The organism is Pedobacter humicola (genome assembly GCF_056490705.1).
This window is the reverse complement of the sequence record NZ_JBWJIG010000005.1, coordinates 89,123-111,856: the sequence shown is the minus strand read 5'-3', so window position 1 is coordinate 111,856 and position 22,734 is coordinate 89,123. Positions and strand designations below refer to the sequence as shown.

17 protein-coding genes and 1 tRNA gene are annotated in these 22,734 nt (G+C 40.8%); 9 read left to right on the top strand and 9 right to left on the bottom strand.

Annotated elements, in window-relative coordinates; all coding sequences use genetic code 11:
- Window positions 1–43: 43 nt before the first annotated feature.
- The 3 genes from AC04Q1_RS10200 to ppsA all read right to left on the bottom strand — a co-directional run bounded on the left by AC04Q1_RS10200 (window position 44) and on the right by ppsA (window position 6,709).
- Entirely contained in the window at window positions 44–337 is a 294-nt protein-coding gene (locus tag AC04Q1_RS10200; RefSeq protein WP_478364251.1) for a hypothetical protein, read from the bottom strand.
- 743 nt (window positions 338–1,080) lie between these two features.
- A complete protein-coding gene (locus tag AC04Q1_RS10195; protein WP_478364249.1) occupies window positions 1,081–3,219 on the bottom strand; it encodes a S9 family peptidase in 2,139 nt (712 codons plus the stop codon).
- Window positions 3,220–4,054: 835 nt separating this feature from the next.
- Window positions 4,055–6,709 (bottom strand): phosphoenolpyruvate synthase, encoded by a 2,655-nt coding sequence (gene ppsA / locus AC04Q1_RS10190; protein WP_478364247.1) that lies wholly within the window; start codon window positions 6,707–6,709, stop codon window positions 4,055–4,057.
- Window positions 6,710–7,201: 492 nt separating this feature from the next.
- Between ppsA and AC04Q1_RS10185 the strand changes: the two genes are divergently transcribed.
- From AC04Q1_RS10185 to AC04Q1_RS10175, 3 genes are all read left to right on the top strand, one after another.
- Window positions 7,202–8,581 carry a phosphatase PAP2 family protein gene (locus AC04Q1_RS10185; protein WP_478364245.1) on the top strand — a complete coding sequence of 460 codons (1,380 nt, stop codon included), beginning with the start codon at window positions 7,202–7,204 and terminating at the stop codon, window positions 8,579–8,581.
- Between the two features lie 239 nt (window positions 8,582–8,820).
- Window positions 8,821–9,669, top strand: a complete 849-nt coding sequence (locus AC04Q1_RS10180; RefSeq protein ID WP_478364243.1) for a hypothetical protein — start codon at window positions 8,821–8,823, stop codon at window positions 9,667–9,669.
- 8 nt (window positions 9,670–9,677) lie between these two features.
- Window positions 9,678–10,223 carry a hypothetical protein gene (locus tag AC04Q1_RS10175; RefSeq protein WP_478364241.1) on the top strand — a complete coding sequence of 182 codons (546 nt, stop codon included), beginning with the start codon at window positions 9,678–9,680 and terminating at the stop codon, window positions 10,221–10,223.
- 19 nt (window positions 10,224–10,242) lie between these two features.
- Here the strand turns inward: AC04Q1_RS10175 and AC04Q1_RS10170 are convergent, their stop codons facing one another.
- Window positions 10,243–10,995, bottom strand: coding sequence for a porin family protein (locus AC04Q1_RS10170; RefSeq protein ID WP_478364239.1), 753 nt, complete (start codon window positions 10,993–10,995; stop codon window positions 10,243–10,245).
- Window positions 10,996–11,003: 8 nt separating this feature from the next.
- Complete coding sequence (locus AC04Q1_RS10165; RefSeq protein WP_478364237.1) at window positions 11,004–12,059, bottom strand: PCMD domain-containing protein; 1,056 nt, start codon at window positions 12,057–12,059, stop codon at window positions 11,004–11,006.
- A gap of 252 nt (window positions 12,060–12,311) precedes the next feature.
- Here AC04Q1_RS10165 and AC04Q1_RS10160 point away from each other — a divergent pair, with 252 nt between their 5' ends.
- The 3 genes from AC04Q1_RS10160 to AC04Q1_RS10150 all read left to right on the top strand — a co-directional run bounded on the left by AC04Q1_RS10160 (window position 12,312) and on the right by AC04Q1_RS10150 (window position 16,699).
- The gene (locus AC04Q1_RS10160; protein ID WP_478364235.1) at window positions 12,312–14,795 is read left to right on the top strand and encodes a mechanosensitive ion channel family protein; all 2,484 of its coding nucleotides are present in this window, start codon (window positions 12,312–12,314) and stop codon (window positions 14,793–14,795) included.
- Window positions 14,796–14,926: 131 nt separating this feature from the next.
- Entirely contained in the window at window positions 14,927–15,730 is an 804-nt protein-coding gene (locus AC04Q1_RS10155) for an SDR family oxidoreductase (protein WP_478364233.1), read from the top strand.
- Window positions 15,731–15,790: 60 nt separating this feature from the next.
- On the top strand, window positions 15,791–16,699 hold the full coding sequence (locus tag AC04Q1_RS10150; RefSeq protein WP_478364231.1) for a helix-turn-helix domain-containing protein: 909 nt from the start codon (window positions 15,791–15,793) through the stop codon (window positions 16,697–16,699).
- Window positions 16,700–16,860: 161 nt separating this feature from the next.
- Here the strand turns inward: AC04Q1_RS10150 and AC04Q1_RS10145 are convergent, their stop codons facing one another.
- The 4 genes from AC04Q1_RS10145 to AC04Q1_RS10130 form a co-directional block, all read right to left on the bottom strand.
- Window positions 16,861–17,760: a PDDEXK nuclease domain-containing protein gene (locus tag AC04Q1_RS10145; protein WP_478364651.1), complete on the bottom strand. Its 900-nt coding sequence runs from the start codon at window positions 17,758–17,760 to the stop codon at window positions 16,861–16,863.
- 275 nt (window positions 17,761–18,035) lie between these two features.
- A tRNA-Ser gene (locus tag AC04Q1_RS10140) sits at window positions 18,036–18,123 on the bottom strand.
- A gap of 88 nt (window positions 18,124–18,211) precedes the next feature.
- Window positions 18,212–19,642, bottom strand: a complete 1,431-nt coding sequence (gene pyk, locus AC04Q1_RS10135) for a pyruvate kinase (RefSeq protein ID WP_478364229.1) — start codon at window positions 19,640–19,642, stop codon at window positions 18,212–18,214.
- Window positions 19,643–19,790: 148 nt separating this feature from the next.
- A complete protein-coding gene (locus AC04Q1_RS10130) occupies window positions 19,791–20,210 on the bottom strand; it encodes an IPExxxVDY family protein (RefSeq protein ID WP_478364227.1) in 420 nt (139 codons plus the stop codon).
- Window positions 20,211–20,368: 158 nt separating this feature from the next.
- On the opposite strand from AC04Q1_RS10130, the gene AC04Q1_RS10125 reads away from it, so the two are divergent.
- From AC04Q1_RS10125 to rnc, 3 genes are all read left to right on the top strand, one after another.
- Window positions 20,369–20,605 (top strand): acyl carrier protein, encoded by a 237-nt coding sequence (locus AC04Q1_RS10125; protein WP_008508386.1) that lies wholly within the window; start codon window positions 20,369–20,371, stop codon window positions 20,603–20,605.
- Between the two features lie 21 nt (window positions 20,606–20,626).
- Window positions 20,627–21,880: a beta-ketoacyl-ACP synthase II gene (gene fabF, locus AC04Q1_RS10120; protein WP_131529614.1), complete on the top strand. Its 1,254-nt coding sequence runs from the start codon at window positions 20,627–20,629 to the stop codon at window positions 21,878–21,880.
- A gap of 93 nt (window positions 21,881–21,973) precedes the next feature.
- Window positions 21,974–22,702, top strand: a complete 729-nt coding sequence (gene rnc, locus AC04Q1_RS10115) for a ribonuclease III (protein WP_478364225.1) — start codon at window positions 21,974–21,976, stop codon at window positions 22,700–22,702.
- Window positions 22,703–22,734 lie beyond the last annotated feature (32 nt).

Here is a 22,734-nt window from a genome sequence, read left to right as displayed (position 1 = left end):
ATTTCTTCTTTTATGTTTTAAATGATGATTGGTGCCTTACTATTTATTCCCCAAAACCTGCATTAAGCAAAACATCATGCCTTAACCCGAAATAATGATCTATTCCAGTCGGATTAAAAGCAATCCCACAGCAAACCGGAGATTGATTTACCAATTGATGAGAAAGACTAGGACTATAATATTGCTGTTGGGTTGTACTTTTCAAATGCGCTGGCCGAAAGCCATGGATAATATGAATTGCCGCAATTAATACCAAATGAATTGCTATTGCTGAGCCAAAATTTAATTTGACTATGGATAAAATGCCCTTGTTTTTTTCTTTTTGTGTAACTGTCATCTTTGGTTTGTCAAGTTTGTACAAATGGACCTGCCAGGGCTTCAGGCTTAATTATTCTCTGCTTTGTTCTCTATTTTTTCATCATTATAAATTGCTGGTTTCCCAGTTGGGATATTTTATTTTTATAAACCTATCAGATTTTTCACCAAGCTGGGATAAGCTGGCAAACAACGCTTTTCTTAAACATACAAAAATGCATGTTTACGTATACGCATAAAATTCAAAAAAGAGCGTTCTACACCTTTAAAAGCAATAAGCAACGCGCACAAAAAAATAAAATGGATGATTTACTTTATACCTTTTTACATCATAAAACAACACAATTAACTGGTAGTGAGTCTTATTGATATCTACTTAATATTTGGTCCTGTAACCATGAAATGTCTATTCGGAATGTTTAAATTCACACATATCATCATGTTTATCATACTAATATAAAATTATAAATCTTGAAAAAAAAATAAAAGTGTAAAAAGTACACGCAAACGTTTGCGAAAATTCCCGCATCCGGGCAGTTATTCGTTTAATTATTTAAATCGGTTAACCTGTGTTAAACACCAAACCATTTGCTTTTTTACCATCAGGGATATAGGCAGGAAGAACGTTAAACAGGCTATCAATCGAATGGAAACAATGCATTAATGTTGCTGATCAGGGATATTGATATCAATAATAAACCCCAAAAGTTTTTCCAACTTTTGGGGTTTATTTATTTTTTATTTAAAAATACAGCTTTTATCAAATTATCTTGCTGTAGCGCCTTTCATCGCGTAATCCTTAGGTGGTTCAGCACCTAAAAGATGTTGTACAAAGTAATCCCAGCGGCGGCGCATCATGTATGGCGAATAAGCTCCGTAACCATGTGCACTGTTTGGAAAAATAACCAGATCGAATGATTTATTTGCTTTTTCCAATGCTTCTACCACGAGCAGGGTGTTGTAAGGCGGTACATTATCATCCATCATGCCATGCACCAGCATCAGCTTACCCTTCAGGTTTTTAGCATAATTCTGGTTGGCCTGTGCTTCATAATCGGCATTTTCAACCAAACCATTGTAACGTTCGCCCCAATCGTCCTCGTAGTTTCTATTGTCGTGGTTTCCCGATTCCGAAATCCCTACTTTAAAGAAATCAGGGTAACGGAACATCGCCGCAGCAGTAGCAAATCCACCACCTGAGTGGCCCCAGATGCCTACCTTGTTGGTATCGATAGGATATTTTGCCGAAAGCTGCCTGATGGCCGCAATCTGATCGGGCAAAGTATTTTCGGCCATATTGCCATAACTCATATCGTGGAAGCTTTTAGAACGGTCGGGATTACTGGTGCCTTCTATTACCACCACAATAAAGCCCAGTTCGGCCAGCGCCTGGTTATCGCCACGCGAAGCGGAGAAAGCCCAGCTACCCACGCTGCCACCTTGAGGTCCTGGATAAATATAATCGATAACCGGATATTTCTGACTGGCATCCATTTTAGTTGGGGTAAACACCAGGCCGTAAATATCGGTTTTACCATCTTTCGCTTTAACCGAAACCGGAGCAGGTGCTTTCCAACCGGTAGCAGCCAAACGGGAAACGTCTGTTTTCTCTAAATTTGTAATCAGTTTGCCATCCAAACTTCTTAATACCGTAACCTGGGGAACGTCAGGCTGCGAATAGCTATCAATAAAGTATTTCTCTGAAGGGGATAAGGATACCACATGGTTTCCTTCTTCAGGGCTAAGGTTGCTAAGGTTTTTTCCGTCAAAACCAACCTTATAGAAGTGACCGAAATAAGGATTTCCTTTTTCGCGACCGTTCGCCATAAAATAGAGCGTCCGTGTTTTTTCATCAACCTTAAGTAAACGGGTCACCACCCAATCGCCCCTGGTGATCTGGTTTTTCACTTTTCCAGTAGTTGCATCGTACAGGTAGAGATGGCCCCAGTTATCCCTTTCCGAATACCAGATAATTTCTTTGGATGCCGGGAGGTAACGCCAGTTAATGGCACCCTGACCAGATTCGAACTGTGTTTTTACCGTTTCTTCGAAAACTTCCCTTACCACACCCGTTGTGGCATTGGCAATGCGGAATTTTTCATTTTTATGATCACGAGAAGTCGATAAAAAAGCCACTTCAGAACCATCGGCTTTCCAGTCAATATCATCAAAAGTACCACTGCTCGAAATATCATCGCTCAGGGTGGCACGGTGCTGATCGGCCGGGATGTTAAAGGAAATTACTTTAGGGTTTTCTACATCAATTACTACCCTCCTGATGGTGGCAATCTGTTTATCGCCAGGCAATGGATATTTCCAGGCTTTTAACGCAGGTGCCCCCACATTGGTGGTCACCAGGTACATGTCCTGCGAATTCCGCTGATCTTGTTGAAAAGTGGCTATTTTTTTCGAATCTGGCGACCAGCGCAAAATTGGGGCATCGCTATGTTTCCAACCTGCGTTATCGGTGGCATAACCGTAATCTTTAATTCCATCGGTAGTGAGTTGTGTTAACTTTCCGCTGGCGATATCCTTAACAAAAAGGTTATAATCTTTAATTAAAATGGATTTTTTCCCATCGGGAGATAAAACCTCGTTGCGGCCTCCACCACCGCGCCGTGATGGCATTGCACCGCCTTTGTAATCGGTAGTTAGTGTTTTGGTTTTCTTAACCGGGTCTACCAAATAAGTTTGTTCGTTACCATCGGTTTTGGTACTGTACCAAAATTTATCGCCCTCTAGCCAGTTCGGTTGTACACTGGCATGGTCGACGTACTTTGCAGTGTTGTAGCCCATGAAACTTTCTGCCCGCTCATAATCTTTCGCCGTTAGGGTTTTCTGCTGGGCATTTGCTGTAATGGCCAAAGTACAAGCCGTTACGGTAAGCCAATATTTATTCATCATGTTAGTTAATCTTGCGATAAAAATAATACTGTTTTAGGAAATAGACGGTATTAATCGTGATACAAATTTTAGGATGGATGGTTGGTGCAAGCATAACGGTATGGCGGAGCGCATAGCGCGAAGCGTACAGCATTGGATTTTCTGCTTGCACAAAAAACCCGGACCGCGACTTCTTACCCCATCTATCTTACATTTGCCAACTTCCATTTTAACCATCACGGGCACAAACAGAAGGCACAGCGTGTGCGGAGAGGAACTGGAAGTCATTTCATCTGCGTTATTTCCTATATCTGCGGGAGCACAGCACTAGCCTAGCGCCTCCTGCTGATTACACAGATTTACGCTGAGCCAATTCCATCATCCACTTAACCGCAAAGCACACAAATTGATGGCGCGGAGGACATCCCGCTGGGAGCCTGGTTTATACCGCTCGATTATGGACTTTCTGCTCCGGATTTGGTCAATCGCTTAAAAACGCCACGCTAAATCCTAAACTCAAAACTGGTTAGTCCACTCCACACCTTCAAATCAACGTTTCAAATTCCCGAAAAGTCAACTAAATCCTTCTCCTTTCTAGGTACCAAGTTAACCCCAGGTTAACCCTTTGCTTACCTATTCTCTACCTTTTCTTTACCTATTCCCTACCTTTTGCTTACCTATTCTTTACCTATTGCTTACCTAAAAGGTGAGCAATAGGTATATATACCATACAGAAAAAGTAAGGCTATGGTGATGTAAGCGTGTAGTTGGTTACCAGCGGAATAGCTGGTTAATCGGTTAACTGTTTAAACGGATTAATTAAAGCCACCTGATACGGGTGATCGATTGCTGACTTTTACAAAATCTCTATATAACCATCTGTTCCATTTACCCTGATCCGCTGCCCATCTTTGATCAACCTCGTTGCATTTTCCAGCCCAACTACTGCCGGCAGGCCATATTCGCGGGCGATAACAGCCCCATGGGTCATTAGGCCGCCAACTTCGGTTACCAGGCCTTTTATCGATACAAACAAAGGTGTCCAGCTGGGATCGGTAAATGTAGTGACCAGTATATCTCCTTCTCCGAGATCGGCATCCTGCATGTTCAGGATTACCCGTGCACGCCCCTCGATCACGCCCGAAGAAACGGCTAAACCTGCAATGGCACCAGCCGGAAGATCTTTGTGTTTGTATTTTCCGGTAATTATCTCTCCATCAGAAGTGATTACACGCGGTGGATTTAGTTTTTCATATAAGCAATGTTCTTCTTTCCGTTTACGGATAAGCGTTACATCAAGCTTTTTGGTGAGTACCACTTCCCTTAATTCATCAAAAGTAAGGTAATAAACATCATCCCTTTCTTCAATAACCCTAGCCCGCAGGAGCTTTTCTACTTCCTTTAACAAGGCTTGTTTATACACAAAAAAGCGGTTAACAATTCCGTACTTCGGGTATTCGCGATAACCCGCAAAATTGCGGAGCAGACCGATCATTTGTTTAGTCTCGATCGCTTTTTGCGCACCATCTGGTAAAAGCGCCAAAGCATCCAATAATTCACTCTCTTTTTTCGAGACTTCATTTAGCCCCTGTTCGAATTTCCGTTTGCCTGCATTGGCTTCAAAATTTTTGATATTACTGAGGATGATGGGAATCAAAATTGATGGTTTTTCACTCCATCGCGTATTTGTCAGATCAATTTCTCCGGCACAACGCATTCCATATTGATTCAGAAACGCTTCAATGGCCTTCCGGGTTTCCTTTCCCCCCTCCAGCTGAAGCAGTTCATCTAAAAAATTATCTGCTTTGATCTCTTGCAGATATTTAATCACTTCCGGGTAATGACGGATCACATCTGCAACGTCCAAAAGTGCCAAACCCATTTCTGAAGTGATATTGTTTGATACCGATTGGGAAAGTATATCGGCTACGTTTTTTTCACCCAACCACCCGCTTATATGATCATTGAGCCACGATGAGGCATTCATGGCGGCGATGATCACCCCCATGTGTTGTGAATCAAAAATCATTTTCTTGGATTGCCGGATGTCGTCCAGGATAAAATCAAATAGATCTGTACCTGATTTTGTTTGGATATTCCGTTTTAGCTCCGCTACAGATACCTCACTATCTTTTATCAGATTAGCAACAATTGCCGGATCGTCTCCAATTTGTGCCAGAATATCTGCAGCCGACAAACCTTTAGTGCTTTTAACCAGCACTGGCGTTTTTCCATCATCGGGCAGTAATTTGATGAAATCGCCCCGTTCTGTAATGGTTACCAGTGCGTCTTTGATCAGTGGGTCATGTTGTTCCATGGCTTCAAATAAATTCACCCTGCCACTAGTGGTAACCAAACTATCGGTCACATCAACAAATAACCTTCCGCCAGCCTCAAACATCGGCCTGGCAGCCCGTAATTGCCATAGAGATAAGCCCAATGGTTTCATGGGGTCAGTCATCATTTGCTGATGACCGACAGATATATAGACATGATTTCCCTGATCACTCCCTTCGGCCGTGCCCGGGCGTGTCGGGATTGGGTATAAGGTTGTGATTGGTCTGCTCTGAACGATATAAAATGCATATCCGTTTGCCGGGATGCTGTCTTCAACCAAACACCATTCGATATCCTGGGGGCTACCAAAATGCGCCTCAATTTTCCGCCCCAATTTTTCCAGCTGTAAAATCTGCCCGTCTGTAAGTGCTTGCCTGTTTTGCTCTGCAGTTGAAAGCCCTGCCGCTCTGGTACCGCCATCTTTTAAGGCATAAATGGCCAGTTTCTTCGCTGATATTTTCTGACCGGTAATCTTGCCATTACACACCTGATAATTATCGGCATTTACCAACCCCGAAACCATGGCTTCACCTAATCCAAAACTTGCATCGATAGATAAGATCTTCCGGTTTCCTGAAACCGGATCGGCTGTAAATAAAATCCCGGCAACCTGTGGAAATACCATTTGCTGCACCACTACAGCGAGCTGAACCTTTCGGTGATCAAAGCCATTTTGAATCCGGTAAGTTACAGCCCTATCAGTGAATAACGAGGCCCAGCATTTGCTGATGTGTTTTAAGATGGACGGTTTTCCAATCACGTTCAAAAAAGTATCCTGTTGACCTGCAAAAGAAGCCGTGGGCAGATCTTCAGCTGTAGCACTCGACCGTATAGCGAAGGCCTCCCGTTCAGCAAATCTGCGAAGATAACCGTCAATTTCCCCGGCAATATCTTCAGGAAAAGTAATGTTTTCTATGATCGTCAGTATTTCCTCACTAATCTTATTGATGCTTAGGCGATCTTCAACCTTAAGCGATATCAATTCGTCTAAAAGGCAGTTAAGCTCCTGATTATTTTCAGTCACCCTTTTATATGCTTCTGTAGTGATACAAAAGCCATCGGGCACTTGTATGCCATCAATCCTGGATAGTTCACCAAGATTAGCGCCTTTACCCCCTACAATTAAAATAGCCGACTTGTCGGTTTCCTCAAAACCAATTACCTGTGTACTCATATTATTTCTCTTTTTTATCTGGCAGATGTTCGATCGCTATCCATTACACTAAAGGTGTTTTTAAACTTTGTTTATCAGCACTTTTATCTTAATCTCCGCTGAAACGAAAGGCCAAAAATATAGGCTGTAAAACACGAAAACAACGTTTTTAAACTATATTTTTCTAAGCGCAATAATGTAGAAAGTATGAGCGTTATCCTTACAACAAACAGTTAATCACCAACATACAATTTCGCCCATATCAGAATAGCCCCGAAATGGGTTATCAATTGAGGCTCAATAAATCTATCAGACTTAAACATTCCCTACTCCCCCGAATTGTTAATGCCAAATTAATTCAGGCCACTCACAATCATCAGATCAGCATTTTTGATGATACAAAATAAGTTTGTATTTTAGGATTGAAATCCTATGTCATCAGTTGTTTCCTATAAGATCAATGTGTTGAGGGAAAGAAATGACAGATTCATTAACTATTCAAAAGCTATTAACATGAATCTCGATCTAAAATTATTCGTTCCCTCGTTATTGCTGTTTTTATTTTTTATTAAGGGTACCAGCGCACAAAACATTCTGCCTGTAGATAGCTTGGTATTAAAACGTAATTTCTGGAATTCAAAACCGGTTAGGGTTTCGGTAGTTCCGGCTATTCTTCTGGCTGGAAGCGCGGCAACCTGGGCGGCGAGAAAGGAAGTAAGAAGTTTCAGAAACCGTTACCTGCCAACCTTCCGTTATCATTACGACGATTATTTACAGTATGCGCCTGTGGTTGCCGTATTGGGGCTTAATGCAGCCGGTGTTAAAGGTAAAAACAAAATGGGCAGGGCTTTGGTTTCTTATGCCTTTTCGGCTGCAATCATGGGTACGGTGGTTAACACCATAAAATATACAGCAAAGGTTGAGCGCCCAGATGGAAGTTCTAGAAATTCTTTTCCTTCAGGACATACAGCAAACTCTTTTATGAATGCAACTTTCCTGCATAAAGAATATGGACAGTTCCGTTCACCATTGTACAGCATTGGTGCCTATACAGCGGCAACAGCTACTGCGGTAGGCCGGGAAATGAACAACCGCCATTGGATATCTGATGTGCTGGCGGGAGCAGGTATTGGTATCCTATCCACAGAAGTGGGATATATCATCGCGGATAAAATTTTTAAGGAACATGGCTTGCACATTAAGGTTGATCACAACCCTGTGCCGATACAATTAAAACCCAGTTTTATAGAGATGAGATTAGGTTATGCCCAGGCACTGGGAAAAGATCTAACCGATCAATCCCAGGATATTTTTGCCAGGAGAGGCTTTAACCTGGGTTTAGAGGGCGCTTACTTTTTCACCAAAAATGTAGGCATTGGCGGAGAGTTCGCTTTTTCAAGTTTTCCCATCAACGATGACAACCTGAACTTTAATGATCCCGATATCCCAACCGTTACGGACGGGCATTATACCCAGCCCATGGGCATTCGGTACCTTCATTTGGGCCCATACTTTAGTTTACCATTGGCCAGAAACTGGTTCATTACCGGAAAACTGGGCGCAGGCTCGTCTGTAGGCGCCCAAGGTGATATCATTCTGAGGATAAAGGAAGAGTACCAGGAAGACTTCGGTATAAAAGAACTCCCCTTCTTTAAATATAAGCCCAAAAATGCCTTCAGCTGGTCGGCCGGAGTAGGGATTCAAAAACAGATTAAGAGGAATATTGGAATAAAGGCATATGTAAGTTATTTTGATTCTGATAATAATTTCGAGTTTGATATTATAGATAAAATTGAGGACAACGGAACTTATGTGTATCGAAATTATAGCGCCGAAAAGGTGCGGTTCGATAATATTTCTTTTGGGCTCGCACTGACCGCTTTTTTATGGTAGCGAACGCCAGAAATGATTGAATTAAGTTTTATCATAAAAATATAGCCGCTACAGATCATTATTTTCATCAGGAGTTTAGTGTTTAAATTAAATTTTGTTTATTTTAGTTAAACATTACTGATCTAAACACTTGTACTAAATTTTACCTTTTGAAACACCTGCATTATACAGGTTTTGAACTTAAAATTTGCTATACATTTTTGGTTCAGTACCTGATTCGTCTACCTTAAAAAAACAATATGAAAAACATCTTCATTTTTATCTTTATTGCCCTTCTATCTGTAAGCGCAAAAAGTCAAACAAAAAGTCCGGTAGCCCTGGATATCCTACAAAAAACCAACGGAGAAACGCTTAAAGGGAAAATCATTAAAATTACCGATCAGGATGTTTCGTTTGTTTATTCGGGTGAGACTGCAGAATATGTAATCAAAAAATCAGACATTGCACAGATTACCCATTCAAGTGGCAGGGTAGAAACCTTTTCGCAGCAGACAGCACCTTCCGAAACCAGACAAAAAGATCAGGTATCGATGGTGGCCACACCAGCAGATCACCACAACAAGATTGCCATTCTTCCTTTTACCTTCGTGATGGACAATCAGCCAGGTGCCGATGCCATTGGATTAAAGGCACAACAGGATACCTATGGCATACTTTCGCAACACTCGGCAGGTTATACCATCGTCGACCCGCGTACCACCAATGCAGCTTTGATACAGGCAGGTGCAACACGCGATAAACTTATGGGATTTACCATGAAGAATTTATGTGATATCCTTGGTGTGGAGTATATTGTTGATGGAACGGTTACACAGGCCAAGGGTTATCAAACAAGCTCAACAAGTACTTATGGTAGCGCAGACGTTAAACGCACTGACGGGGACAAGGTAAGTAAGGTTTCGGGTTACGGTGGTGCCAACAGCATGGCTGTACAGCGCTATGATGTTAGTGTAAGTTTGCAAATTTATATGGATAACAACGCCAGCATTTACAACGAAAACCATAAAGCTTTTCTGAGCAATACTGACGGCTCTTACAGTGGCCCACTGGAATACCTGTTGAAAAGATGTCCGTTATACCGTAAATAAGCACTACCATGATATCAAAGTCCTTAAAATACAATGGCCTAATGCTGCTTTTTTTGTTTATCAGTTATCAATCCTGGTCTCAAAAAGGCGTAAATTTAATTCAGCCTTCCGTTCAGGTAAATATTCCTACGGGCAACCTTGCGGATAATGTAAACGTTGGTTATGGTGCGGCCCTGAAAGGCATGTTGGGCGTAGGCAAAGTGCCTCAACATTTAACCCTGGAAGCGGGCTACAATCGCTTTGGGGTAAAGAATTTGCCATCAGGCGTAGATGCCAGTTATTCATCCATCCCTGCATACTTTGGTTATCGGGCCAGATTAGGCGGATTAACCATCGAATCACAGGCAGGTGTGGCCTTTAATCACATAGAAGGTTCGGGGCCCTTAGGCACGGTGAGCAGCAATCAAACTTCATTTGGCTGGGCCCTAAGTGCCGGATATATTTATCGAAATGTAGAATTGGCTGTACGATACCAAAACTCCGAATCTGAAAATGATACCTATGTGATTAGATTTGTTGGGATCCGGCTGGCCTATAATTTTAGTCTAAAGTAGCCTATGATTTTAACTCCGGTTAAATCTTATAAAAAACACCAAAGCTGCCATATATATTATACATTTTGAAGGAAATCCCGGTAAAGGATGCCGGGAAAGCAGGGATCAGTCCCCACTGCAGATCGAATGAAGCGCCAAAATTTTGATAGATCAGTTTTTCGGTTCCTGCTGAAATGCCAAAATCAAACTTCCGTTGTTTATCATCGAAGTTGAAGGTAGCATAGTTGATCATAACCTTTTCGCCCAGGGAATTCCCTTTTCTTAAATAACCATCAGATACTGATCCGGAGAAACTTGGCCGTATTAAATAAGCAAAATATGCTCCTAATTTAAACTTCCAGTTGTGATTTGTGGTGTACGAAACATGGACCGGGAGTGAGAGGTAAACATTCCGAACATCGGTGGTATTGGTACCGGTAAAATCGCCTTCAATCGTTGAAGTATCCATCGATACAAGGGTATGGAAATATTGAACACTATCCGAAACTTTCATCGCCTTCCAATCCAATCTCACACCGGTACCTACTGCCCAGTGATCGGATAATGAATAGGATATTTGATAGGATACGTTTGGAGAAAAACCCGGTGAAAAACTTTTGATCTTGCGGATATTATCCGGGAAGGATACGGGGGCAAGACCACCGATGTTATAGCCGATGCCGAAAGTATGTGACAAGGTATTATGGTTAGGAGCTGCAGATTTGAGTTCCTGCCCGAAAGCATAGTCTGATGCACAAAAAAGGAAAAAGAAGAAAATAATTGGTTTTAGCATCACATCTGTTATTTAGGGATTACCGAAAGATTGTCGACCACCAGGCGACTGCCTAGGGCGCCCCTGTAATGATCGCCCTCTTTACTCGAAGAGGCAACAATAGCCATCATGAGGTTTTTTCCTGAAGCCTTCCACCCGGCCTTATACACGAATGGAATGTCAAATTTGGTAAAACCCGCCTTTGCTGTGCCATCCGAGAGTCTGGCAACTGCCACTACCCGGTCGGACGTATTGATGTTTGTGCCGTTCAAACGCTCGTTGCCTTCAAAAAGTACCGCATAAATGGAACATTCATCAACCCTACCCGGAATTATTTTTTCATTTTCGTCCTGAAAACTTGCCCCGGGTGTATACTTGTAATAGCCAACAAATTTATCAGGCAAACCAATATAGGGCTCGCCAAATTCTGTAGCCGCCAGGGGTTCGGCAAGTACATTTTCGCTATTGAAATCTCCAAGAAAAAGGGAGCCCGCGTACAAATATATGCCTACAATGGCCGAAAGTGTGGTGCCTTTAATTGTAACCATTTCGGCAGCCTTGGTCCCCTGATAACCATCGGTTGTGGAACGGGTGGGATAAGACGAAACCAATGGTGGTACGCCAGATAAGGCCACGCCCGGATTGCCCGACGACCAGATCGCAGTTCCATTACTTTCAACCGGGAACTCATATTTATCATTCGCGTTTTGTGCCCAGTTTTCGAATTCGAAACTCCAATCGCCAACATTGATCACTTCAACAGTGTATTTTTTGATATCATCACCCCTTTCGGAGGTTACTGTATATTCGACAGCACCTTTATTGAAGTGTATAGAATCACCTGAAGCGGGTATTACCTTTGCATTTTTCGAAATCACCAGGCTTGGGGCAATCCCTTTTTCAAAAGCTTCTTTGGTTAAAAACACCTGTATTTTTCTGTTGGCCTGATCAATATTGGTTTGCCCTGTTAACTGGCCCTGTGGTACCGTAAACGTTTCAATATCGGCCTCCGGGTTTAGGGGAGCATCTTTAATACAGGAAACCAGGCAGGCAGCCACGATCAGTAGCCCCAAATATCTTTTCATAGGCATTTATATTGATAGACATCCAATTATCAGCACATTACACTGCAAAATAGTTAAAAAATTGATAATAAAAATAGGTTACAGCCATCATTGACTTAATATTCCAGACAGTTGTACTGATGAATTCTGGTGAACCATGGAGGGATGACTCAATATCATCCTGCTACTGCAGTAAGGGGGATACCAATTTCCGTAATTATTGATAATCATATATTTTAACAATATATTTAAGCATAATTGTACGCTACCAGTATGAAAGGAAATATCATTGCCGTCTATTTTGTTATTTTAATTGGATTCTTTTGCAGTTCTGCCTTTGCACAATCAGCCGGCGACACCATAAAGAATAAAAATTCCGATAGTGTTAATATCGGCTACGTTGCGCGCATGCAGGCCTTCGCCAGGAAATCGGCAAAAGAAAGTGCCGACGACCTTAATGCAGATAAAGCGCTCATGGCGCAGAACAAAACTTTTGAAGACATTAAGCTCACTATACAAAAAGCAGGCATGTATATGCAAAATGGCCCGGATACGGCTATCTCTGCAAAACAGCTTAGCGAGATCGAGCGTAATTTTGTGGTGGCAGGAGATGGTGTGCTGATCAATCAGGGCAGTGCACAAACTTTCAGAAACTTAACGGCAACATCCAAAATTATTAACGAACTATTAAATAAAGCCAATGCAATTAAAACACGTCTGGATCTTTACCACAATAGCTTGATCAATTATAGATACGAATTAGATTCGTTGATCAGCAAACCTGAACTGTTTAAATTTTCAAACGACTCTACTACCTTATCCAAATATTTAAAGCACCTTTTGGTGCTCGCATATCAGGTTCAACCTACCGACAGTGCCTTAAAAAAGATGTCGGATAATGTGCAAAGCCAGCTAAACAATGCTAACCTTTTAATACTGAAACTGCAGACCAGCCTTCAGCAGATCAATCAGTTTAAGGTCAAAATGGCGAACAACGCATTTCAAAGAGACTTTGGCAATATTTGGGTTAAAAGAGAATATTCGAGGCCCCTTGAACAAATATTGGCACAGGCAAAAGCCAAGGGCTGGCTAAATGTGCTGTTTTACTTTCAAAACAACACATTTATTTTTCTTTTTCTCGTCGTTTTAGTCTGCGTGGCTTTCATCTATCTTCGGTCATTAAAGAGCATTTATATAGATGGCAATTTGCTTAATGAAAAATACAATGATCAACTGGTGCTCAGAAGTCCGGCTTTGTCGGCCCTTGTAATTGTGATCAACCTGTTCCAGTTTATTTTCCTCTCCCCGCCATTTGCCATTACTGCCATTTTTGCCTTCTTATCGGCCTGCTGCCTTTCGATCCTGTTCAGGGGGTTTATTACCAGGTATTGGATGAAGGTGTGGCTGGTATCGGTAGTACTTTTTGTTTTGGCTGCGGCCGATAATTTAATCCTGCAGGCATCAAGGGAAGAACGCTGGTTTATGCTGGTACTGTCGGCCATTGGCCTCTTGTTTGGAATAGCTGTTACGACAACAAACCGTAAGGCAGAATTAAGGGAAAAGTGGATCGTATATGCCATCGGTTTCATGGCTATTTTGGAAGGAATATCAATGATCGCGAATATATTTGGCAGGTATAACCTCGCCAAGACCCTGTTGATTAGCGGATATTTAAACGTTGTGGTTGCGATACTCTTTTTATGGACAGTTAGGCTGGTTAACGAAGGACTGTTTTTGGCATTTAATGTATATGTTCAGCAAGACAGGAAACTTTTTTATTTAAACCTGGATAAAGTAGGTAAAAGAGCCCCAACCTCTTTTTACGTCTTGCTTATCCTCGGCTGGATGATATTATTCGGCAGGAATTTTGCCTGGTTCGACTATATCGCCATTCCCATAAGTAATTTTTTCGCCGCCGATCGTACCATAGGTGATTATACCTTTACGATTAACCGGTTGTTATTGTTTATCGCGATTCTGGCCGTCTCGGTCATGATTTCAAAGATTGTATCATTTTTTGCATCTGACAATCACCTGGCGGCGACGAACGACGATAAGGGCGGGAAAAAAGGTGTGGGAAGCTGGTTGCTGATCATCAGGATTGTTATCTTAAGCCTGGGCTTTTTTCTGGCCATTGCGGCAGGCGGGATCCCTGTAGACCGTATCACTATTGTAATCGGCGCGCTAGGTGTGGGTATCGGTTTTGGACTTCAAACCCTGGTGAACAACCTGGTAAGCGGTTTAATTATTGCATTTGAAAAACCGGTTAATGTAGGAGATATTGTAGAAGTTGGCGGACAGAGTGGAACGATGAAATCCATCGGCTTTCGCAGTAGTGTGATTACGACATTAGATGGGGCTGATCTGGTGATGCCAAATGGCGACCTGCTCAACTCGCATCTCACCAACTGGACGTTGGGCGGGAACAGAAGACGCAGCTCGATAGTGGTAGGCATTTCATACAGCTCAGACCTAACGAAAGCCCGGGACCTCATTACAGAAATTATCCATAATGACGACCGGATCAGTAAGTCAAACGCTCCGCTTGTTCATTTTGAGCAATTCAACAATAGCGCAATTGATGTTAAAGTATATTTTTGGGCCAGGAAAATGAAGGATTCTGCAGCCATACGCAGCGATCTGATTTTAAAAATTACGACTGTGTTTGCCAATAACGGAATTGAAATACCTTTTCCTCAACAGGATATTTATCTGCATCAGGTAATCCCTAAATCTGGTGAAAACACCACAAATTAAGAGCGGTAGAACAGATTATTTATTCTAAACCAGGCATCCGTCCGTCATTTATACTACAAACAAACTCAATTCGGCTACGCAGGCATTTCTTATATACCCCAACTTTGTTTTATCAATTTAAAACAATCGAAATGCAAAAGACAATTTTTATTACAGGAGCTTCTACAGGTTTAGGGAAAGCTGCTGCTAAATTATTTCAAAATAGGGGCTGGAAAGTGATTGCAACCATGCGTAATCCGGAAAAGGAAACAGAATTAACCGCTTTAAGCGATGTTACGGTATTGCCCTTGGATGTGACCAACTTAGCCCAAATCCAATCTACTTCAAAAGCAGCCATTGAGCAGGGCGTAGATGTGGTATTCAATAATGCGGGGTATGGCTTAATCGGCCCTTTAGAAGCGCTTAGCGATGAGCAGATAGTAAAACAGATCAATACCAATCTACTGGGCATAATCCGTGTTACACAGGCTTTTATTCCTTATTTCAGAACAAAGAAAGAGGGCCTATTCATCAGTACCACTTCTATAGGCGGTTTAGTTGCTTTCCCTTTGGGTTCAACTTATCATGCGACCAAGTGGGCATTAGAAGGATGGAGTGAAAGTATGGCCTTTGAACTGAATACTTTTGGAGTAAACATTAAAACCGTATCACCCGGCGGAATCGCAACAGATTTCTCTGGCCGTTCCTTAGAACTGGCAAGCAACGCCGATTATGATCCGCTGGTACAATCGATGATGGCGGGTTTTGGTGATATGATGGAAACCGCTTCTTCTGCCGAACAGATTGCAGAAGTAGTGTACGAAGCTGCTACAGACGGCAAAAACAAACTGCGTTACGTGGCAGGCGAAGATGCCAAAGCGTTATATGCACAGCGCTTAGCAAAGGGCGATGAGGCATTCAGGGCCGAGTTTGCAAAAGTATTTTTAGGTAAATAATAATTTAGGGCAATCCAGATCAAATGTTTTGTGTTGCCCTAATATTTGTATTTTTATATAATGGAAAAGAAAACCCCGCTCCGAATTTCGACGATTTCCGAAATACATGCCCTGTTGCAGGTACCCAAACCAGTGCATCCGCTGATCAGCCTGGTAGACAATGCACTGATCGCCACCAATACCGATATGCTGGACCGCCCTTTTTTTCTCAACTTTTATAAAATATCCTATAAATATTCTACAACCGGCCGGATGGGTTACGGACAGGGTTACTACGATTTTAACGAGGGCGGCATGATGTTTACTTCACCCAATCAGTTGATTTCTGTAGATGACGAAGCTAAATATTACGGAGCTACACTACTTTTTCATCCCGACCTTATCCGAAACTACCCACTGGCAACAACCATCAGGAAATATGGTTTCTTTTCGTACGAAACCAATGAGGCTTTATTTCTTTCGGACAAGGAGAAGAAAATTATCCTAGGGCTTTTCGATAACATTAACGACGAGCTGAATACGTCTATTGATGATATCAGTCAGGATGTACTCGTATCTTACATTGAAGTACTGCTCAATTATAGCAACCGCTTTTACAAAAGGCAGTTTATTACGCGGAAGGTGGTTAACCATGATGTATTGACCAAAATAGAACACCTGTTGGAGGATTATTTTGCTGATGAAAAATCGTTGGTTAGCGGATTGCCCACCGTCGAATATCTTGCTGCCGGAGCGAACCTTTCTCCACGTTATTTAAGCGATATGCTCAGGGCTTTAACGGGGCAAAATACCCAACAGCTCATTCATGAGAAATTAGTTGAAAAGGCAAAGGAAAAATTATCGGCCACAGATTTATCGGTCAGTGAAATTGCATATCAGCTGGGTTTTGAGCATCCGCAGTCCTTTAGTAAATTCTTTAAAACCAAAACACATGTATCGCCTGGAGAGTTTAGGCATTCTTTTAATTAGAAAAGGATACAAGTAATTACATCAAAAGATTATCAAAATTTGGTAGCGGTTCTTTAAGATTGGGCATCAGGAAACTAAAATGGAATTTTAGAGTTTGTAAGAGCATTATCTAATCGAAGGATGTATAATTTTCCCACAGGCTTAACACGGCAAGATTAAGGTTATTTCAAGAATCTGTATCTTTCTATTCTTTTCTTAGCTTCGATTAAAATACTGTGTATCTTTTGTTCTAACTGTTTTTTTGGCGGCAGCTCTGTCCAGTATTCAGCTACAATAATACCATCTTTGTGCATTTCTAGCAATTCAATCTGTTCCCGACTACTTTCAGCACACAGTATAAGTCCTACAGGAGGCAATTCTCCTTCTTTCTTTTCATATCTATTCAACCACTTTAAATATAGTTCCATTTTGCCTTTATACTTAGCTTCAAATTTACCTAATTTCAATTCAATAGCGACTAGTCGTTTTAAGCTCCGATGATAAAATAAGAGGTCTAAATGAAAATCCTCCCCGTCTATTATCATCCGTTTCTGACGTTCCACAAAAGCAAATCCTTTACCTAACTCTAAAATAAAGAACTCCAATTCCTGAAGGATTGCCTGTTCCAGATCTTTTTCTAAGTAAGTGTTTCGTAAGCCTAAAAAGTCAAGAAAATATGGATCTTTGAAATTGTTATGGATACCTGGATGATCGCTTGTATTTTGAATATTAGCTATAGCAGTCCTTTCAAATCCTTTGTTAGTTATTTTCTTTCGCAATTCTCGGACACCTAAACTTTGTTCTGCCGCATAATTTGCATAAAAAAGCTTTGCCTCAGTGTCTTTAATCGGCAATAAAACTAGAATATGAGACCAACTTAATTGTCGTGACAGCGTAACGACAATTTCTTTATTACTAAATTGTTCAGCAAATTGTAACATTCTTCGAAGATTCTTTTCCTCAAAGTTCCTACCGTACTTCTCTATTAATTGTCGTGATAGCGTAGCGACAATTTGTTGTCCATAGTCTGCACGTCTGTTATTTAATATGCTATCATTAATCCTAGCACCGATTTGCCAAATTCGTCGTAAGTAACCGTTATCTAGCTTGCATTAGAATTTTCTTGTTCTATTTTATTGCATGGTTGTTATGCATCTCGCAATAATATGCTTTTAGAACCAATTGATTATCAAAAAGCATTCTCCATCCATTGTAGCGAACTGGGTTATTTCACAATCCCAATAAGGGAGTGACAGCAATTGAAACCCTCCATATGCTTATTTTTTCTATTGTCTATCTATTCATAAGCAAGGTTATAAACAAAAAAAAGCCCGACTAAAGTCGGGCTCCGGTTTACTGGCGGAGAGGGCGGGATTCGAACCCGCGGTACCTTGCAGTACACACGCTTTCCAAGCGTGCTCGATCGACCACTCTGACACCTCTCCTAAGTGAATTGCAAAAGTATATTTTTTCCTGATAAAAAAAATGCTCCCAGTTAAAATTGGGAGCATTTATTATTTATGAGGTTAGAAATTAATCTATAACCGTAATTTTTAGCATGTTGGTTTTGCCTTTTGCTTCCATCGGAATAGCAGCCGTGTTGATCACAATATCACCCTGTTTAACCAATTTCTTGCTTTTCAAGAATTCGTTTACTTCGATGATGGTGTTATCGGTACTTTCCCATTTATCGTAGTAGAAACCTCTTACGCCCCAAAGTAAGCTTACCGCATTTAATAATGCCCTGTTACTGGTAAAAATAAAGGTTAAAGCTTCCGGGCGGTGGCTCGAGATTTCAAAAGCAGTATAACCACTTAAAGTCATCGATACGATACCCACAGCGTTGGTTTGTTTCGCTAAGAAACAAGCCGAATCACAGATTGCATCACTTAAGAAAGATGGAGATTTTGGTTTTAAAAACTTATCAGGATTGAATGGATAATTGTTCTGCTCAATGTTCTGGATAATTTTTTGCATTGTTTCGATTACGATCAATGGAAATTCTCCAACTGAAGTTTCACCACTTAACATTACCGCATCAGCGCCATCCAAAACAGAGTTGGCCACATCATTCACCTCAGCACGTGTTGGGCGGGGGGTAGTGATCATACTCTCCAACATTTGTGTAGCTACAATTACAGGTTTAGAAGCGGCCCTACATTTAGCCACGATCATTTTTTGCAACAATGGAACTTCTTCCATCGGACATTCAACACCTAAATCGCCACGGGCAACCATGATACCATCCGTTACCGCAATAATCTCGTCGATATTCGCGATAGCCTCAGGTTTTTCAATTTTAGCAATTACGCGTGCAGTTTTGCCGCGCTCTGCAATAATTTTTTTAAGTTCGATAATATCTTCAGCTTTACGCACGAAAGATAAACCGATCCATTCTACGTCATTTTCTAAAACAAACTCTAAATTTTCGCGGTCTTCAGGAGTTAATGAAGGAATAGAAACTTTAGTGTTTGGCAGGTTTACACCTTTTCTTGAGGTTAAAATACCACCGTGAACGATCTCGCAAACTACCTCATCTTTTAAATTGGTAGAAATGACTTTCATTTGCAGTTTTCCATCATCCAAAAGGATAATTTCACCTGCCTGAACATCCTGGGGAAAGTTCTGGTAAGTAATATAAATGCGCTCTTCGTTGCCGATGCATTCGTTGGTGGTAATTACAGTGGTTTTACCATTGATCAGGTTGATTCCACCTTCTTTTACTAAACCAATACGGATTTTAGGACCTTGTAAATCGGCAAGGATACCTACATTATAATCGTATTTTTTGTTTAAATCGCGGATGGTATCCAATACCGCCTGGTGGTCTGCCTGCGATCCGTGCGAAAAGTTTAGCCGGCAAACATCTAAACCTGCATTAAACATACTATATAATACATCTGGTTTTGCTGACGCAGGCCCAAGCGTGGCAACAATTTTAGTTCTCGAATGAAAAGGTTTCATTTATTAATTGATTTTAGCAATGCAGTTTAAGAAAGCATAATTATTATCTAAAATAATCAAACTGCATTAAATTTTATATATTTTGTTCTTTTGTTCTTTGTTTGTAACCGTCAAATATAGTGTATTTAATACACCAAGTATATAATTTTTATATTACCAAATTCTCCTTACTCTTTAACTTGGTTGGATCTATTTTTGCAGCCACCTGTATATCAGGCAGTTTATTTAATCCGGTGATCAGATAATCCAGATCTTCCTTATCAATAAATTCTTTAATAATAATAAAAAAATCTACTTTGTTCATCTCCGGAATCAGGAAGCCATCGCTGCTTTTATTGCATATTAAGTAGTATTCCACCTCACCTTGCTCTACAAAAAAGTAATATTTAGAGAAACACCAGGCCGGTTCGTCGATATTAAAAAATATTTCGTGGTCATCTATTTTTTCAAATTGTGTGTTTAAGCGGGTATTAATTTTGTGGCAAAGCACATAGTCTTTTAAGGGTGCTGTGATCGCAATTAGTATAAAATCAAGGTCTAAGGTAAGTTTTAGGTAAGTTCTATTCAAAGCGAAATAAATTATTTACAGAACGAAATTAAAAAACTAATTCTATATTCGCTGTGTTATTGAGATACCAAAATTACGTATCGAAATAAAAACATTTGAAAATTGTAAGAATTTATTTTTCTTTGCACAGAATTATTTAACCATTAAATTATAAAATTATGTCTGATATTGCTTCAAGAGTTAAGGCTATTATCGTAGAAAAACTAGGTGTTGACGAAAGCGAAGTTACGCCAGAGGCTTCATTCACCAACGATTTAGGTGCAGATTCTTTAGATACCGTAGAGTTGATTATGGAATTTGAAAAAGAATTCAATGTAGCTATTCCTGATGATCAGGCTGAAACCATCGGTACAGTTGGCCAAGCGATTGCTTATTTGGAAAAAAACGTTAAATAGAATTACGCTTTTTCAGTATAAATGGAATTAAAAAGAGTAGTAGTAACAGGGTTGGGTGCGCTCACTCCTATAGGCAATAATGTTCCCGATTTTTGGGAAGGATTGACTAACGGGGTGAGTGGCGCTGCTCCTATTAAGGGTTTTGATACTGAAAAGTTTAAAACCAAATTCGCTTGTGAGGTAAAAAACTTTAATCCGGAAGATTTTTTGGAGAAAAAGGAAGCCCGCAAGCTAGATCCGTTTGTACAATATGCTCTTGTAGCAACAGATGAAGCTGTAAAGGATGGTGGTTTTGATTTTGAAAAATTAGATACCAACCGGATCGGAGTTATCTGGGGCGCGGGCATAGGTGGATTGAAAACTTTCCTGGACGAAATTTCGAATTTCGCCAAGGGAGATGGTACGCCAAGATACAATCCATTTTTTATCCCTAAAATGATTATTGATATTGCTCCAGGGCATATCTCGATCAAATACGGCTTACGTGGGCCAAATTTCGCAACAGTTTCAGCATGCGCTTCTTCTACCAACGCAATGATTGATGCATTTAACTATATCCGTTTGGGTATGGCCGATGTGATTATCAGCGGCGGTTCTGAAGCGATCATTAACGAAGCGGGTATGGGTGGTTTTAACGCCATGCATGCATTATCCACACGTAACGATGATCCGGCAACAGCATCACGCCCTTTTGATAAAGACCGTGATGGATTTGTGGCTGGTGAAGGTGCAGGAACCATTATTTTAGAAGAACTTGAACATGCGAAGGCAAGAGGTGCAAAAATTTATGCAGAACTTGTTGGCGGTGGAATGAGTGCCGATGCCAATCACATCACAGCACCACATCCAGAAGGTTTAGGTGCCAGAATGGTAATGACCAATGCACTAAAAGATGCTGGTTTAACAACTGCGGATATAGATTATATCAATGTTCATGGAACTTCTACACCACTGGGTGATATTAGTGAAACCAAAGCCATTGGTACATTATTTGGTGAAGATGCTTACCGTTTAAACATCAGTTCAACCAAATCGATGACCGGCCACCTTTTGGGTGCAGCCGGAGCTATTGAGGCTATTGCAGCAATTCTTTCTGTTAAAAATGATATTGTTCCTCCAACAATCAATCACTTTACAGATGATCCTGCATTTGACCCTAAATTGAATTTTACTTTTAATAAAGCACAAAAACGTACCGTAAGAGCAGCTTTAAGTAATACATTCGGTTTTGGCGGTCATAACGCTTCCGTTATTTTTAAGAAATACGAAGATTAATTAAACAGCCCTGCTATATAATTTTGTATGCTAATTAAAAATAGATAACTTAGTTCAATATGCTCATTAGCCGTTAATTGTGTTATTTATTTAATGCCGATATTAAAATTATATAAACTTTATCTCTCTCCCCAAAAGGAGTTTGTTAAAAAGCTGAGAAATATTTTAGGCTTTGTTCCAGGCAATGTTACGCTTTATCAAATGGCGTTCAGACATCGTTCTGTAGCAAAGGTTTTAAAAAATGGCAGCAGGAGCAGTAACGAACGCTTAGAATTTTTAGGCGACGCTGTTTTAGGTTCGGTAATAGCTGAATTACTTTTTAAACATTACCCTTACAAAGAAGAAGGTTTTTTGACTGAAATGCGCTCGAAGATTGTAAACCGGGCTAATTTAAACCAGTTGGCAAAGAAAATTGGTTTCGATAAACTCATTCAGTTCGATCAGCGCTCGGTGAGTATACAAACCAAACACAATTCGATGCTGGGTGATGCATTTGAAGCCATTGTGGGTGCCATTTATATGGATAAGGGCTACAACTTTACCAAAGAGTTTTTGTTGCGCCGAATTGTAAAACCACACATTGATATCCACACCCTGGAGCTTACTGAAACCAATTTCAAAAGTAAACTCATCGAATGGTGCCAGCGCCATGGTAAAGACGTGATGTTCGAACTTGCAGAGAACGGCGAAGGCGAAAGTGCCAAACTATTTACCATTAGTGCAGTAGTAGAAGGTGAAAAAGTAGGTACCGGAAGAGACTACAACAAGAAAAATGCCGAGAAACTAGCAGCAGAGAAGGCTTGCGAGGTGTTGAGTATATAAATTAGTTTTTATTGCCTATTGGTTCATTGGTT

Excerpts from the sequence above, each read along its gene's own strand:
- AC04Q1_RS10200 (WP_478364251.1), bottom strand. The coding sequence starts at position 337 with ATGACAGTTACACAAAAAGAAAAAAACAAGGGCATTTTATCCATAGTC.
- AC04Q1_RS10195 (WP_478364249.1), bottom strand. The coding sequence starts at position 3,219 with ATGATGAATAAATATTGGCTTACCGTAACGGCTTGTACTTTGGCCATT.
- ppsA (WP_478364247.1), bottom strand. The coding sequence starts at position 6,709 with ATGAGTACACAGGTAATTGGTTTTGAGGAAACCGACAAGTCGGCTATT.
- AC04Q1_RS10185 (WP_478364245.1), top strand. The coding sequence starts at position 7,202 with ATGAATCTCGATCTAAAATTATTCGTTCCCTCGTTATTGCTGTTTTTA.
- AC04Q1_RS10180 (WP_478364243.1), top strand. The coding sequence starts at position 8,821 with ATGAAAAACATCTTCATTTTTATCTTTATTGCCCTTCTATCTGTAAGC.
- AC04Q1_RS10175 (WP_478364241.1), top strand. The coding sequence starts at position 9,678 with ATGATATCAAAGTCCTTAAAATACAATGGCCTAATGCTGCTTTTTTTG.
- AC04Q1_RS10170 (WP_478364239.1), bottom strand. The coding sequence starts at position 10,995 with ATGCTAAAACCAATTATTTTCTTCTTTTTCCTTTTTTGTGCATCAGAC.
- AC04Q1_RS10165 (WP_478364237.1), bottom strand. The coding sequence starts at position 12,059 with ATGAAAAGATATTTGGGGCTACTGATCGTGGCTGCCTGCCTGGTTTCC.
- AC04Q1_RS10160 (WP_478364235.1), top strand. The coding sequence starts at position 12,312 with ATGAAAGGAAATATCATTGCCGTCTATTTTGTTATTTTAATTGGATTC.
- AC04Q1_RS10155 (WP_478364233.1), top strand. The coding sequence starts at position 14,927 with ATGCAAAAGACAATTTTTATTACAGGAGCTTCTACAGGTTTAGGGAAA.
- AC04Q1_RS10150 (WP_478364231.1), top strand. The coding sequence starts at position 15,791 with ATGGAAAAGAAAACCCCGCTCCGAATTTCGACGATTTCCGAAATACAT.
- pyk (WP_478364229.1), bottom strand. The coding sequence starts at position 19,642 with ATGAAACCTTTTCATTCGAGAACTAAAATTGTTGCCACGCTTGGGCCT.
- AC04Q1_RS10125 (WP_008508386.1), top strand. The coding sequence starts at position 20,369 with ATGTCTGATATTGCTTCAAGAGTTAAGGCTATTATCGTAGAAAAACTA.
- fabF (WP_131529614.1), top strand. The coding sequence starts at position 20,627 with ATGGAATTAAAAAGAGTAGTAGTAACAGGGTTGGGTGCGCTCACTCCT.
- rnc (WP_478364225.1), top strand. The coding sequence starts at position 21,974 with ATGCCGATATTAAAATTATATAAACTTTATCTCTCTCCCCAAAAGGAG.